The organism is Natranaerobius thermophilus JW/NM-WN-LF, assembly GCF_000020005.1.
GTDB lineage: Bacteria > Bacillota > Natranaerobiia > Natranaerobiales > Natranaerobiaceae > Natranaerobius > Natranaerobius thermophilus.
In genome coordinates, this window is sequence record NC_010718.1 from 205469 (window position 1) to 220718 (window position 15250).

General features: G+C 39.7%; 11 protein-coding genes. 10 read left to right on the forward strand and 1 reads right to left on the reverse strand.

All coding sequences use genetic code 11. The features are described from left to right. The first annotated feature begins 46 nt into the window (after positions 1-46). Entirely contained in the window at positions 47-427 is a 381-nt protein-coding gene (gene rplL / locus NTHER_RS01045) for a 50S ribosomal protein L7/L12 (RefSeq protein WP_012446674.1), read from the forward strand. Positions 428-609: 182 nt separating this feature from the next. Here rplL and NTHER_RS01050 read toward each other — a convergent pair whose 3' ends face one another. Beyond that, positions 610-2001, reverse strand: coding sequence for an ISNCY family transposase (locus NTHER_RS01050; RefSeq protein WP_202943851.1), 1392 nt, complete (start codon positions 1999-2001; stop codon positions 610-612). Positions 2002-2204: 203 nt separating this feature from the next. Here NTHER_RS01050 and rpoB point away from each other — a divergent pair, with 203 nt between their 5' ends. The 9 genes from rpoB to rplC all read left to right on the forward strand — a co-directional run bounded on the left by rpoB (position 2205) and on the right by rplC (position 15229). Further along, complete coding sequence (gene rpoB, locus NTHER_RS01055; protein WP_012446675.1) at positions 2205-5729, forward strand: DNA-directed RNA polymerase subunit beta; 3525 nt, start codon at positions 2205-2207, stop codon at positions 5727-5729. A 100-nt stretch (positions 5730-5829) separates the two neighbouring features. Next, complete coding sequence (rpoC, locus tag NTHER_RS01060) at positions 5830-9486, forward strand: DNA-directed RNA polymerase subunit beta' (protein ID WP_012446676.1); 3657 nt, start codon at positions 5830-5832, stop codon at positions 9484-9486. 54 nt (positions 9487-9540) lie between these two features. Then, the gene (locus NTHER_RS01065) at positions 9541-9789 is read left to right on the forward strand and encodes a L7Ae/L30e/S12e/Gadd45 family ribosomal protein (protein ID WP_012446677.1); all 249 of its coding nucleotides are present in this window, start codon (positions 9541-9543) and stop codon (positions 9787-9789) included. Between the two features lie 72 nt (positions 9790-9861). Then, positions 9862-10230: a 30S ribosomal protein S12 gene (gene rpsL / locus NTHER_RS01070; RefSeq protein WP_012446678.1), complete on the forward strand. Its 369-nt coding sequence runs from the start codon at positions 9862-9864 to the stop codon at positions 10228-10230. Between the two features lie 80 nt (positions 10231-10310). Continuing rightward, a complete protein-coding gene (rpsG, locus tag NTHER_RS01075; protein ID WP_012446679.1) occupies positions 10311-10781 on the forward strand; it encodes a 30S ribosomal protein S7 in 471 nt (156 codons plus the stop codon). Between the two features lie 67 nt (positions 10782-10848). Beyond that, the gene (gene fusA, locus NTHER_RS01080) at positions 10849-12924 is read left to right on the forward strand and encodes an elongation factor G (protein WP_012446680.1); all 2076 of its coding nucleotides are present in this window, start codon (positions 10849-10851) and stop codon (positions 12922-12924) included. 27 nt (positions 12925-12951) lie between these two features. Beyond that, positions 12952-14154: an elongation factor Tu gene (gene tuf / locus NTHER_RS01085; RefSeq protein WP_012446667.1), complete on the forward strand. Its 1203-nt coding sequence runs from the start codon at positions 12952-12954 to the stop codon at positions 14152-14154. Positions 14155-14245: 91 nt separating this feature from the next. Further along, the gene (gene rpsJ, locus NTHER_RS01090) at positions 14246-14557 is read left to right on the forward strand and encodes a 30S ribosomal protein S10 (RefSeq protein ID WP_012446681.1); all 312 of its coding nucleotides are present in this window, start codon (positions 14246-14248) and stop codon (positions 14555-14557) included. Positions 14558-14596: 39 nt separating this feature from the next. After that, positions 14597-15229, forward strand: a complete 633-nt coding sequence (gene rplC, locus NTHER_RS01095; RefSeq protein ID WP_012446682.1) for a 50S ribosomal protein L3 — start codon at positions 14597-14599, stop codon at positions 15227-15229. The last annotated feature ends 21 nt before the right edge of the window (positions 15230-15250 follow it).

The following is a 15250-nucleotide window of genomic DNA, read 5'->3' on the forward strand; positions in this document are numbered from 1 at the left end:
TAAATCATTAACTACAAAGAACAATTATTATGAGGAGGTATAAATAATGTCTAAAGTACAAGAAGTTTTGGATATTGTAAAAGAAATGAGTGTATTGGAGCTCTCAGAGCTAGTAGAAGCTATGGAAGAAGAATTTGGAGTTAGTGCTGCAGCACCTGCTCCAGCAGCAGCTCCCGCAGCAGGCGGAGACCAAGGTGGAGCCGAGGCGGCTGAACAGACAGAATTTGATGTTGTACTAAATGACGCTGGACAGAAGAAAATCCAGGTAATCAAAGCAGTTAAAGAAGCTACTGGAATGGGACTAAAAGAAGCTAAGGCACTGGCTGACGAATTGCCAAAAGCTGTTAAAGAGAAAGTAAGTAAAGAAGAAGCAGAAGAATTGAAAGAAAAAATCGAAGAAGCTGGTGGCGATGTAGAGATTAAGTAACAGCCATAGATCCATTACCATTTGGATATTATGATTGTTGGAGAGAAAGAGCACCTTGGCAGAATGAGCGGGGTGCTCTGTTTTTTCTTTAAAAAATATGTCAATGTTCTTTGAAAATGTCACCTAAAAACGCATAAATTTGTTCAGAGAAAATGTCACCCCCCAGGAAGGTAGACCGAGTTTTAAACTCGGTCCCTGGTATTTAGTATAGTATCTAAAAGTTCTTGATCAGTCAGGTCGTAGTTAAGATTTGTTCTTTCACTTTGTTTTCTCCAAGGGTGATTTTCATCTGGGACTATTCTATTTTTAGGTGATTGCGTTGTTTTAACTTTTTTGGTCATTTTAGTAGTTGAAGGCTTGTCCACAATTTGAGTTTCAAACACCATATCTTTATATTTTACTTTAACTCCAAATTTAGGATTAGATAGGACAGTAACTTTAGATTTAGGAACCAGTTGACTATTTTTATCTAAAATTTGATAGTAACTTCCTTCAAAAGAGAAAGTGGCACTGTTGTCCACAGTTCTTTTGAATTTAGAACAAAGTATATGATCAAGATTAATATCTTGATTTAAACAGGTAAAAGCCGATAGCTCATTTTCGGGCTTTAGGGCAAATCTTTTATTAAAATCAGGCAAGAAATCTTTTTGTAAAAATTCATTAGCTTTCTCCATGGTAGTTATATTGTGTAGCTTAAAAAGTGTGGGCAGTCTGCTTTGTAAAGTATCAAAAAGCCTTTCAACTCGTCCTTTTGCTTGTGGAGAGTTAGCAGGTATAATAGTGACTCCTAACTCTTCCATAGCTGCACCAAATTGAGTAGGCTTAACTTGTTTACCTGCGAGCTGTTCATCAATCGAAAGCTTGTCCGATTTAGGTGATCTAAAAATAGTGTGCTTATCGCTATAAAGACTTGCAGGAATACCATAGTTTGAAATTAACTGATGCATAATCTGAAAGTATCCCTCAAGACATTCATTTTCAACAAAAAATAATCCTAGCAAAGCTCCTGTGGCATCATCGATAGCAGCGTGTAAATCACAATCAAAGCCAGTGTCAAACCAGTCATAAGGTGAGGCGTCTATTTGTACTAAAAGTCCCATTCTGTCCTTGCGTTTGCGTCTGTGGTGACTCTTACTCTTTTTATGTTTTTTAGGACTAGAAATTCCAGCTTTACTAAGAATTCTATGAACAACTGGCCTACTGATAGAGATTTTTTCTCGCTCGTTTAAAAGTTCTGTAAAATGAGTGAAATTTGCATTTGGGTATTTTTCTAACTTTAGAGAAATGATATGTTTTTCAGTACTTTCAGGAACAGAATGATCAGGCTTTTTACCTCGGCTTTTATGTATGACAAAACTGGGTCCTTCTAGTTGCACTCCTTTCTTCAGTCGTTTAATTTGTCGATCACTGAGGTTCAAAGCTCGTGCTGCATCTCTAATGGTTAAGTAGCCATCAATTGTTTGATTGATAATATTTAGTTTTTTAATTTCTTCTTGGGTCATTTGATATGTCACCTTTTTAGTCATAGTGACATTTTCACAGAACATTCTAGGGGTGACAATATCACAGAACAATTACATTTTTCTTTAAAAAATATTGACTTTATAGAGATATTATGTTAATATTTTAAGATGCTATGAGACAATCGGACTAAGTATCTTCTAACTTATAATTATACATCAAGTTAGAATATTTTTTTTTTACTAGGGCATAATAAATTGGATAGGTGTTGGTGTAAAATTGTTAAAAATTTGGGTGTGAGGGGTGATACGTATCTATGGCTAAACCTGCATCTGAAAACCTAAGAAGAAGTTATTCAAAGCTTGATGAGGTCTTTGAATTACCTGATTTAATTGAAATTCAAAAAAGTTCTTATCAATGGTTTCTGGATGAAGGACTTAAAGAAATGTTTGATGACATATCACCGATAGAAGATTTTACCGGTGGTTTAGTTTTGGAATTTGTGGATTATTCCTTAGGAGAACCTAAATATTCTGTTGAGGATTGTAAAGAACGAGATGTAACTTATTCAGTACCTTTAAAGGTGAAAGTAAGACTAGTGAACCAAGAGACTGGCGAGGTCAAAGAACAAGAAGTCTTTATGGGAGACTTTCCTTTAATGACTGAAAATGGGACTTTCATCATAAATGGGGCTGAGCGAGTTATAGTCAGTCAGCTAGTACGTTCTCCAGGAGTATATTTTAGTAGTGAAATTGATTCAAATGGAAACACACTATACTCGGGCACTATTATTCCTAATCGAGGTGCCTGGCTAGAATTTGAAATGAATGCCCAAAATGTTATTTCCGTTAGGGTCGACCGCACTAGGAAATTACCTGTAACAGTACTAATAAGAGCTTTAGGATATGGTACAGACGACGATATTTTCCATCTATTCGGTGAAGATCCTAGAATAAAAGCCACACTAGAGAAGGATCATACCGATTCCTACGAGGCTGGTATTCTTGAGATCTATAAACGCTTAAGACCTGGAGAGCCTCTAAATGTTGAAAATGCTAAGAGTCTATTTGAGTCCCTATTTTTTGACCCCAAGCGTTATGACTTAGCTAAAGTTGGGCGCCATAAGATTAATCAAAAATTAGAGTTAGGCGATCGACTTCTTGGCAAAACAGCTCGGGAAACAATCACAGATGATGAAACCGGTGAGGTAATTATAGAAGAAGGAACAGTTATTGACACTCAAGATTTGGAAAAACTTGAGCAATCAGGCATCACTAGTATTCGTATTGGTAAAGATGATCAGGAAGACAGGGACTGTGTTGTCCTAACTAATGGTGATGTGGATAAAAATGTAAAGAACCTGACAAGAAATGATATTGTAGCATCAATTGGATATATGCTAAACCTTTTAGATGGATTAGGCTTTGTTGATGATATTGATCACTTGGGTAATAGGCGATTGCGTTGTGTGGGGGAATTGTTACAAAATCAATTCCGAATAGGTCTTTCTAGAATGGAAAGAGTAGTAAGAGAGAGAATGACTATTCAAGATGTGGATTCCATCACCCCCTCAGCCCTGATAAACATTAGACCTGTAATCGCATCAATTAAAGAATTCTTTGGAAGCAGTCAGCTTTCACAATTTATGGACCAAACTAATCCTTTAGCAGAACTTACCCATAAACGAAGATTAAGTGCATTAGGTCCCGGTGGACTAAGCCGTGAAAGAGCCGGTTTTGAAGTTAGAGACGTACATCATTCACATTATGGAAGAATGTGTCCTATCGAGACTCCAGAAGGACCGAATATCGGCTTGATCAGTTCTCTGTCATCTTACGGAAAGGTTAATGAGTTTGGTTTTATTGAAACTCCATATAGAAAAGTAGATAAAGAAAATGGACTGGTCACAGAAAAGATTGAGTATTTATCTGCTCATGAAGAAGATAAATATGTAATCGCCCAGGCAAACACTCCTTTAGATAGCGATGGTTACTTTAGTTCCGATAGAATTACTGCTCGTTATCGTCATGAAACTTTAATTACCACTCCCGACAAAATTGATTACATGGATGTGTCTCCTCGACAGTTAGTAAGTGTTGCTACAGCACAAATACCATTTTTAGAAAACGACGATGCGAACAGGGCTTTGATGGGAAGTAACATGCAGCGTCAAGCTGTTCCGTTGCTACAAACAGAGTCACCTTTGGTGGGTACTGGAATGGAATATAGAACAGCTTATGACTCTGGAGCAGTTGTTAAAAGCCGAGCCGATGGTACAGTTGATAAGGTGCAATCTAACGAAATATGGGTTAGAAGAAATGATAATGCTAAGGGCCGTGTTGTTAACGGACGAACTGGTGAGGTTTTTGAAGGCGAAACAGGAGAGGTAAGAGCAGGTTACGATATTTATAAACTGCAGAAATTCCAACGTTCTAACCAAGGGACTTGTATGAATCAAGTACCCATTGTTGAGGAAGGCCAACAAATCACAGAAAATCAAATACTAGCAGATGGTCCTTCTACTGACAATGGTGAAATTGCTTTAGGTCAAAATGTCCTGGTAGGCTTCATGCCATGGGAAGGTTATAATTACGAGGACGCTATTTTGATTAGCGAAAAATTAGTAAAGGACGATACCTTTACTTCCATTCATATAGAAGAATACGAAGCTGAGGCAAGAGATGCTAAATTAGGTCCTGAGGAAATTACTAGAGATATTCCCAATGTGGGTGAAGATGCTCTTAAGAACTTAGATGAGCGTGGAATAGTTCGGATTGGGGCTGAAGTCAAATCAGGAGATATACTAGTAGGTAAAGTCACTCCTAAAGGTGAAACAGAACTAACAGCTGAGGAGCGTTTATTAAGAGCTATCTTTGGTGAGAAAGCACGAGAAGTTAGAGACACATCATTGAAAGTACCTCATGGTGAACATGGTATTGTTGTTGATGTGAAAGTGTTTAATAGAGATGATGGGGACGAGTTACCCCCAGGGGTAAATCAACTAGTTAGGGTTTATATCGCTCAAAAACGTAAAATTTCAGAAGGTGACAAAATGGCAGGGCGCCACGGAAATAAAGGTGTTATTGCCAAAATTTTACCTGAAGAAGATATGCCCTTTTTACCTGATGGAACTCCTTTAGAAATTATTCTAAGTCCTCTAGGTGTTCCTTCAAGGATGAACTTAGGTCAGGTTCTAGAAACCCACCTAGGTTGGGCTGCCAAAGCCTTAGGATTAAAAATGGCATCACCAGTTTTCGATGGAGCGGATGAAGATGAGATCCTTGAAACTCTCAAAGAAGCAGGCCTACCTGAAAACGGTAAGACTCAATTGGTTGACGGTAGGACAGGAGAGCCCTTTGACAATGAGGTTACTGTTGGATATATCTACATGCTGAAACTAGCTCACTTAGTTGACGACAAAATTCACGCTCGTTCAACAGGTCCTTATTCACTAGTTACTCAGCAGCCTCTAGGTGGTAAGGCACAGTTTGGTGGTCAGCGTTTTGGAGAAATGGAAGTTTGGGCCCTTGAAGCTTATGGTGCTGCTTACAGTCTACAAGAATTGCTCACAGTTAAGAGTGACGATGTCGTTGGTAGAGTTAAGACATACGAATCAATTGTCAAAGGCGACAATGTTCCTGAACCGGGAATACCTGAATCATTCAAAGTACTAATCAAAGAGTTACAGAGTTTAGGAATGGATGTCAAAGTGCTTAATGAAGAACAAGGATTAGTATCTATTAAAGATGGTGAAGGAAATGAAGAGGTTGTATCGGTAGAAGATTTGAATTTGGATTTAAAAGACGCAGACCAAGATAGTTCAAGTCAGCGTGATGAATAGCACAACAAACTTAAGAAAGAATTCCCTTGAAGCTTAAGCTTAGTTTGCAACTTTTCATGAATTTGTTTACCATTATTGGTAAAGAAGGGAGAGATGGCCCTTGATAGATGTCAATAGTTTTAATGCCCTAAAAATTGGATTGGCATCACCTGAACAAATCAGATCATGGTCTAAAGGTGAAGTTAAAAAACCTGAGACCATAAATTATCGAACTCTGAAGCCAGAAAAAGAAGGACTGTTTTGTGAAAAGATTTTTGGTCCCCAGAAAGATTGGGAATGCCATTGTGGAAAATACAAACGAGTTCGTTATAAAGGTATTGTTTGTGACAGGTGCGGTGTAGAAGTTACCCAGTCTAAGGTACGACGTGAAAGAATGGGACATATAGAATTGGCTGCACCTGTCAGCCACATCTGGTATTTTAAAGGCATTCCAAGTCGATTGGGACTATTGTTAAACATGTCCCCACGAGCTTTAGAAAAGGTACTGTACTTTGCATCATACGTAGTCATTGACCCAGGGGAAACTTCTCTGGCTAAAAAGCAATTATTAACTGAAACAGAATACCGGGAATATTACGATAAATTTGAAAGCCAATTCAAAAAGGGCAAAGGCTTCAAAGCCATGATGGGTGCTGAAGCCATTAAAGAGCTTTTAAAAGAACTTGATTTAGAAGCACTTACAAAAGAATTGAGAAATGACTTAAAAACTGCAAAAGGGCAAAAGAAGGTTAGGACTGTTCGTCGTTTGGAAGTTGCAGAATCCTTTAGAAAATCTGGTAATAAACCAGAATGGATGATTCTCGATGTCATTCCAGTAATCCCTCCAGATCTTCGCCCTATGGTACAGTTGGATGGTGGACGTTTTGCAACTTCAGACCTTAACGACTTATATCGTCGGGTAATTAACAGAAACAACCGTCTCAAAAGACTTCTGAATTTAGGGGCACCAGATATTATTGTAAGAAATGAAAAACGTATGCTCCAAGAAGCAGTTGATGCATTGATTGATAACGGTCGTAGAGGTCGAGCTGTAACCGGGCCAGGCAACAGACCACTCAAATCTTTGAGTGACATGCTTAAAGGTAAACAAGGTAGATTCCGTCAAAACCTATTGGGTAAGCGTGTTGATTACTCTGGAAGGTCTGTTATTGTTGTTGGTCCTGAACTCAAGATATATCAATGTGGACTTCCTAAAGAAATGGCTTTAGAACTGTTTAAACCTTTTGTAATGAAAAGGCTTGTAGAAAAAGAACTATCTCATAACATTAAGAGCGCCAAAAGAATGGTTGAAAAAGTAAGGCCAGAGGTTTGGGACGTTCTAGAAGAAGTAATCAAAGAACATCCTGTTCTGTTAAATAGGGCACCCACTCTACATCGATTGGGGATCCAAGCCTTTGAACCAGTTTTAATAGAAGGTCGAGCAATTCAAATACATCCACTGGTCTGTCCTGCCTATAATGCGGACTTCGATGGTGACCAGATGGCTGTCCACTTACCGTTATCAGCTGAAGCCCAGGCTGAAGCTCGTATATTGATGTTGGCAAGTCAGAACATCTTGAATCCAAAAGATGGTAGCCCTGTGGCTACACCTACCCAAGACATGGTATTGGGTAGCTACTACTTGACTTTAGAAAACACTTCAGACTTTAAAAATGATGCCTATTTCAGCAGTCCGGCAGAAGCTGTTATGGCTTTCAGACAAAAAGATATCGACATGCAAGAGCCAATTGCTGTTGATGTTAGGAACTACGAGAAGAAGGATTTCAGCTTACCAGAAAATAACAAACCATCGGATAGTAATCTGTTAATTACTACTGTTGGAAAGATCATATTTAATGAAATATTCCCCGAAGACTTTCCTTACGTAAATGGCGAAAAGCCAGGTTTAAACGAATATGACTGGTTGAAATCAGGGGAACGAATTGAGGATAAACTTAAGCAACGCGAACCAAGAGAGGCTATTCAAAAAGGATCTCTAGGAGATTTGGTTGGCCATTGTTATCGCAAATACGGTAGTACAAAAACAGCTAGCATCCTAGATAAAATGAAGGAAGTAGGCTACTCTTATGCAACTAAAGCAGGAGTTACCATAGGAATCACTGATGTGGCAGTACCTGAGAAAAAACATGAGATAATTTCGGATGCTGAAGGGAAAGTAGATGAGGTTGAAAAACAACATCATCGCGGTTTAATCACTCCACAAGAAAGATATACTCGGGTTATTGATATTTGGAACAACGCTAAAGACAGTGTAACTGGTGCTGTTATGGATAACCTGGATATTTTCAATCCCATCTATATGATGGCTACCTCGGGTGCACGAGGTAACATTTCACAAATTACCCAGTTAGCTGGGATGCGGGGCTTGATGGCTGATCCTACTGGTAGAATTATTGACCTACCAATTAAAACAAACTTTAGGGAAGGATTGACAGTTCTAGAATACTTTAATTCTACCCACGGTGCCAGAAAAGGTCTAGCAGATACAGCCCTAAAAACAGCCGATTCAGGTTATTTAACCAGGCGTTTGGTTGATGTAAGTCAGGATGTCATCGTAAGAGAAGAAGATTGTGGCGAGACTGACGGAGTAGAAGTAGGAGCTATAACCAATGGAAATGAAATTATAGAAGGTATAGGAGATAGAGTAGTCGGTCGTTTTGCAGCAGCGGACATTAGAGATCGTCAGGGCAATATGATAGTCAATCGCAATGAATTAATAACTGAAGACGCAGCCGAGCAAATTCAAGAAGCCAAGCTAGATCAAGTTCCTATCAGGTCAGTTCTAACTTGTAAAACTAAAAATGGAGTTTGTGTCAAATGTTATGGAAGAGACCTGGCCACTGGTGCAGTTGCCAATGTGGGAGAAGCTGTAGGAATTATTGCCGCCCAGTCAATTGGTGAACCGGGAACTCAGTTGACAATGCGTACTTTCCATACAGGAGGAGTTGCAGGAGACGACATCACTCAAGGTCTACCAAGGATTGAAGAACTGTTTGAAGCTAGAAAACCAAAAGGTTTGGCAGTTATCAGTGAAATTGATGGTCGTATTACAGTTAAAACTGAGCACAATAAACGAAAAGTAATCGTAACCCCTGAAAAAGGCGAACAAAAGAGTTATAATATCCCTTATGGGGCACGGTTGAAAGTAAAGGATGGAGATGAAATCAACGCCGGAGATGAAATTACCGAAGGTTCGATTAACCCTCATGATTTATTGAAAATCAAAGGAGTCCGAGGAGTACAACTTTATATTCTTCAAGAGGTTCAAAAAGTTTATCGAATGCAGGGCGTTGATATTAGTGATAAGCATATCGAGATTATTATCCGTCAAATGCTAAAGAAAGTAAGAATTGAAGAAGCAGGAGATACAGAATTGTTACCAGGCAGTTATGTAGACTTCTTTGATTTTGAAAAGGTTAATGAAAGAATAAAAGAAGAAGGGGGAGAGCCTGCTAAAGCTAAATCCTTACTCCTAGGAATTACTAAGGCTTCTCTCGCAACAGACAGCTTCTTGTCTGCTGCATCTTTCCAGGAAACTACTAGGGTGTTAACCGAAGCAGCAATCAAAGGAAAAGTCGACCCATTAATTGGATTGAAAGAAAATGTTATTATCGGTAAATTGGTACCTGCTGGTACTGGAATGCCCCATTATAGAAATATCGACCTAGCTTATAACGATGAAGAGAATGAAGCCCAAAGTGATAAATCACAAGACGAACAAGAAATTGGAGAAATAACAGTTGACATGGGGGAATAATACTGCTAAAATACGTAAGTGTGTATTTTGGACAGCATTTAAGGAGGGGTCTCCATGTCCCTCAGTAAACTAAAAAAGGCCTCCCAAACAGCTATTGGTGTAAATGAAAGTTTAAAAGCTGTAGAAGAGGGTGCGGCCAAAATGGTATTTATAGCGCAGGACGCAGATGATCATATAGTTGAGCCCTTAAAACAAAAATGTAATGAACTGCAACTTGATATCAAATATGTAACTACCATGAAAGAGCTAGGTCAAGCAGCTGGTATTGAAGTGAATGCTACATCAGCTTGTATAATTGACTAAAAGGTAAACTCGGGAGGGGTATATATCCCTCCCGGGAATTGTGTTTAGCAGATAGTAAAGGAGGTGTATTGAGTGCCAACAATAAACCAGTTGATTAGAAAGAAGAGAAAAAGCACTGGTAAAAAGAGAACTGCCCCGGCATTAGAAAAATGCCCTCAAAGACGAGGTGTTTGTACAAGAGTCTCTACAACAACTCCTAAAAAGCCTAACTCTGCCCTTAGGAAGATTGCTAGGGTAAGGTTAACAAATGGTATGGAAGTTACAGCATATATACCAGGAATCGGCCATAACTTGCAAGAACACTCCGTAGTTTTAGTTCGAGGCGGAAGGGTTAAGGACTTACCAGGTGTTAGATATCAGGTAGTAAGGGGCGCCTTGGATACTGCCGGTGTTGAAGACAGGGCACAAGGACGTTCCAAATATGGAACTAAGAAGGGTTAACCTAATTTGATTAGGATAGAACTGATTGTAACTTATTAGTAATGTTCCAACAAAGTGGACGCATGAAAGGAGGTAAGTTTATGAGCAGGAAAGGACCAGCTCCAAAACGAGACGTAAATCCGGATCCAATTTATAATAGTAAAATGGTCACTAAATTTATAAATAAATTAATGCTCGATGGTAAAAAAGGATTGTCTCAAAGGATTTTTTATAAGGCTTTAGAACTCGTAGGAGAGCGTACTAATGAAGAACCATTGGAAGTATTTGAAACAGCAGTAAAAAATGTTATGCCGGTATTGGAAGTCAAAGCTCGCCGTGTAGGTGGTGCGACCTATCAGGTACCGGTAGAGGTTGAGCCTAATAGGAAGCAAGTGCTTGCCATTAGGTGGATAGTTAATTATGCCAGAGAAAGAGGCGAACGGGCCATGAGTGAGCGTCTGGCTGGTGAATTAATCGACGCTTACAATAACACTGGTGGTGCTATTAAAAAGAAAGAAGATACTCATAAAATGGCTGAAGCGAACAAAGCTTTTGCTCACTACAGATGGTAAAAAAGAAAAACAAGAACTAGGCTGTTAATTGCAGCTAGTTATGCAGCAATGAAAGGGGGGGTGTCAAATGACAAGGAAATTTCCTTTAGAACAAACAAGAAATATTGGTATCATGGCCCATATTGATGCAGGAAAAACTACTACTACTGAAAGAATTTTGTTCTATACAGGACGTGTTCATAAACTGGGAGAAACGCATGACGGTGCTTCTACTATGGACTTTATGGATCAGGAACAGGAGCGCGGTATTACTATCACATCTGCAGCTACGACCTGTCAATGGAGAGATACTAGGGTTAACATCATTGACACGCCAGGGCACGTGGATTTCACCGTTGAGGTGGAGCGCTCCCTGCGAGTCTTAGACGGTGCTATTGGTGTTTTTTGTGCCAAAGGAGGGGTTGAACCTCAGTCAGAAACAGTTTGGCACCAGGCTGATAGGTACCATGTACCAAGAATTGCCTATATAAACAAAATGGATATTATGGGAGCGGACTTTTATAATGTAGTCGATATGATGAATGAGCGTCTACAGGCTAATCCAGTCCCTATTCAACTCCCTATAGGTAAAGAGGATGACTTTCAGGGAATCGTTGACTTGATTAAAAATACAGCAGTTATTTACAAAGATGATTTAGGAACAGAGTGGGAAGAAGTCGAAATACCAGAAGACATGCAAGAGCTAGCTGAAGAATACCGTGACAAAATGTTAGAAATGGCCGCTGAATACGATGAAGAATTAATGATGAAATACCTGGAAGGTGAAGAAATCACTTCTGAGGAAATCAGGCTAGCCCTTAGAGAGGGTTGTCTAAAAACCGAACTGACACCGGTATTGTGTGGTTCTTCTTATAAAAACAAAGGGGTGCAAATGCTACTAAATGCAGTTATCGATTACTTGCCTGCACCAACCGATGTTCCACCAATAGAAGGTGTAGTACCGGGTAAAGAAGACGAAGAAGAAAAAGAACAGCGAGTCAGCAGTGATGACGAACCATTTAGCGCACTGGCCTTCAAAATAGTCACTGACCCGTATGTAGGAAAACTGTGCTTTTTTAGAGTTTATTCAGGAAAGATCGAAGCCGGATCTTATGTATATAATCCGGTAAAAGGTAAGAAAGAACGTGTTGGAAGAATACTACAAATGCATGCTAATCACAGAGAGGAACGAAATGTAGTCTATACAGGAGATATTGCAGCAGCAGTTGGCTTGAAAAACACATCTACTGGTGAAACTCTATGTTCACCTGAAAAGCCGATTGTCCTAGAATCCATGCAGTTCCCAGAACCTGTAATATCAGTCGCAATTGAACCTAAAACAAGAGCAGATCAAGAAAAAATGGCTACATCATTGCAAAAACTCTCGGAAGAAGACCCGACTTTCCAAACTCATACTGATGATGAAACAGGTCAGACAATTATCAAAGGTATGGGAGAACTACACCTGGAAGTTATAGTAGATAGATTACTGAGAGAGTTTAAAGTTGAAGCAAATGTTGGTAAACCACAAGTTGCTTATAAAGAAACTATTAAAGCACCAACTAAATCCGAAGGTAAATTTATCCGCCAGTCAGGTGGCCGAGGACAATACGGACATGTACTCATTGAAATGGAACCTCTTGAAAGAGGTGCTGGATATGAATTTGAAGATAAAATTGTTGGAGGAGTAATCCCTAAGGAATATATTCCAGCCGTTGATAATGGAATCCAAGAAGCAATGCAGAATGGTGTCTTAGCAGGTTATCCTATGGTGGATGTTAAAATAACCTTGTATGATGGCTCTTACCACGAAGTTGACTCCAATGAGTCCGCTTTTAAAATCGCAGGTTCTATGGCGTTTAAAGATGGTTCCAAAAAAGCTAGCCCTGTTATTCTAGAACCGATAATGAAAGTTGAAATAGTTGTACCGGAAGAATATATGGGTGATGTTATGGGAGACGTTAACTCCAGAAGAGGCCGCATTGAAGGAATGGAAGAGCGGTCCGGTTCTAGATTAATCAGATCTTATGTACCTCTTGCTGAAATGTTTGGTTATGCAACACAATTACGTTCAACTACACAGGGTAGAGGTACTTACACTATGGAGTTCTCCCACTATGATGAAGTACCTGACAGTATCGCAAAAGAGCTTATGGATGTCTAAACTTAAAACTTGTAAGGAGGTTTTAACATGGCAAAGGAGAAGTTTGAGAGGACGAAACCGCATGTCAACATAGGTACGATAGGTCACGTAGACCACGGGAAGACAACGTTGACAGCAGCGATGACTACTTGCTTATCCACAGCAGGTGGTGCAGAAAAGATGGAATACGACAGTATTGATCGAGCGCCTGAAGAGAAAGAGAGAGGTATTACGATCAGTACAGCTCACGTAGAATATGAATCAGATAATCGTCACTATGCTCACGTAGACTGTCCAGGACACGCAGACTATGTAAAGAACATGATCACCGGAGCAGCTCAGATGGACGGTTCAATCATGGTAGTAAGTGCAGCAGATGGTCCAATGCCACAGACGAGAGAGCACATTTTGTTGAGTCGTCAGGTAGGGGTTCCTCATATAGTAGTATTTTTAAACAAAGCAGATATGGTAGATGACGAAGAGCTACTAGAGCTAGTAGAGATGGAAGTAAGAGACTTGTTGAACGAATATGACTTCCCAGGAGACGACACACCTGTAGTAACAGGTTCAGCTTTAAAAGCAATAGAGTGTGGTTGTGGAGACAGAGAGTGTGAAAACTGTGGACCGATTTGGGAACTAGTAGATGCCATTGATGACTACATTCCAACCCCAGATCGTGATGTAGATAAGCCATTCTTGATGCCAGTAGAGGACGTATTCAGCATAACAGGTAGAGGTACAGTAGCGACAGGAAGAGTAGAGCGAGGAAATATCAATGTACAAGACGAAGTAGAAATTGTAGGTATGGCAGATCGTCCTAAGAAGACAGTAGTCACAGGGGTAGAGATGTTCAGAAAGTCAATGGACTATGGTGAAGCAGGAGACAACATTGGAGCCTTGCTACGAGGAGTTGACCGAGAAGAGATCGAAAGAGGTCAAGTTCTAGCCAAGCCAGGCAGCATCAATCCTCATACCAAGTTTAAAGCAGAGGTATATGTACTGAAGAAAGAAGAGGGAGGTCGTCATACTCCATTCTTCCAAGGATACAGACCTCAGTTCTACTTCAGAACAACAGACGTAACCGGGGTTATTGAGTTACCAGAAGGAGTAGAGATGGTAATGCCTGGTGACAACGTACAGATGGAAATCAACTTGATTACGCCTATAGCTATAGAAGAAGGATTGAGATTCGCTATTCGTGAAGGTGGCAAAACAGTAGGTGCTGGTGTTGTTACTGGCATCATTGAGTAACATGACATGAGGAGTTAGGCCTCAAGGGCCTATCTCTCCTCATCTTTTTATGTGATATATATCGAAAAGGCTGTGCAAGGAGGGAAACTTAATGGCCAATAAGCAAAAAATTCGTATCCGTCTCAAAGCTTTTGATCATATGATTTTAGATCAGTCGGCGGAAAAAATTGTAGAAACGGCTAAAAGAACTGGCGCAAATGTTAGTGGCCCGGTGCCGTTGCCTACTGATAAAAATGTCTATACTGTTATTAGGGCCCCGCATAAATTTAAAGATTCGCGCGAACAATTTGAAATGCGTACTCACAAGCGTTTAATAGACATTCTAGACCCAACATCAAAAACAGTAGACTCTTTAATGAGATTAGACTTACCGTCGGGTGTAGATATTGAAATCAAGCTGTAATTAGCTTGGTGAGTTTTATAAGGGAGGTGGCAATAGACAATGAAAAAGGCTATCTTAGGCAAAAAAGTTGGTATGACTCAGATTTTCTCCGAGGAAGGAGAAGTTATGCCCGTAACTGTAGTGAAAGCCGGTCCTTGTTCGGTGGTTCAAAAGAAAGTTGAAGATACCGACGGCTATAATGCAGTACAAATTGGGTTTGAAGATAAAAAGGAAAATAAAACTAAGAAACCCGAAAAGGGACATTTTGAAAAAGCAGGAGTTAACCCTAAAAAACACTTAACAGAATTTGAGTTAGAAAGCATGGAAAACCTGGAAGTAGGTCAAGAGCTCACGGTTGAACAGTTTGAAGTTGGTGACCAAATAGATGTAACTGGAACCTCAAAAAGTAAAGGGTTCCAGGGTACAATTAAACGGTTCAAACACTCAACAGGACCTAAAACACACGGTTCAAGATTCTACAGAGCTCCTGGATCTCTGGGGTCAATGGATATTTCAAGAGTATTTAAAGGCCAAACCTTACCAGGACGTATGGGTGGAAATACAGTTACTGTTCAACGACTTGAAGTAGTTGATGTAGACAAGGAAAACAATCTGCTTTTAGTTAAGGGAGCCGTCCCCGGACCTAAGAAAGGGCTTTTAAAGATTGTTGATTCAGTAAAAGCCAAGTCGTAAGCGACAGGATAAGACTGAAAG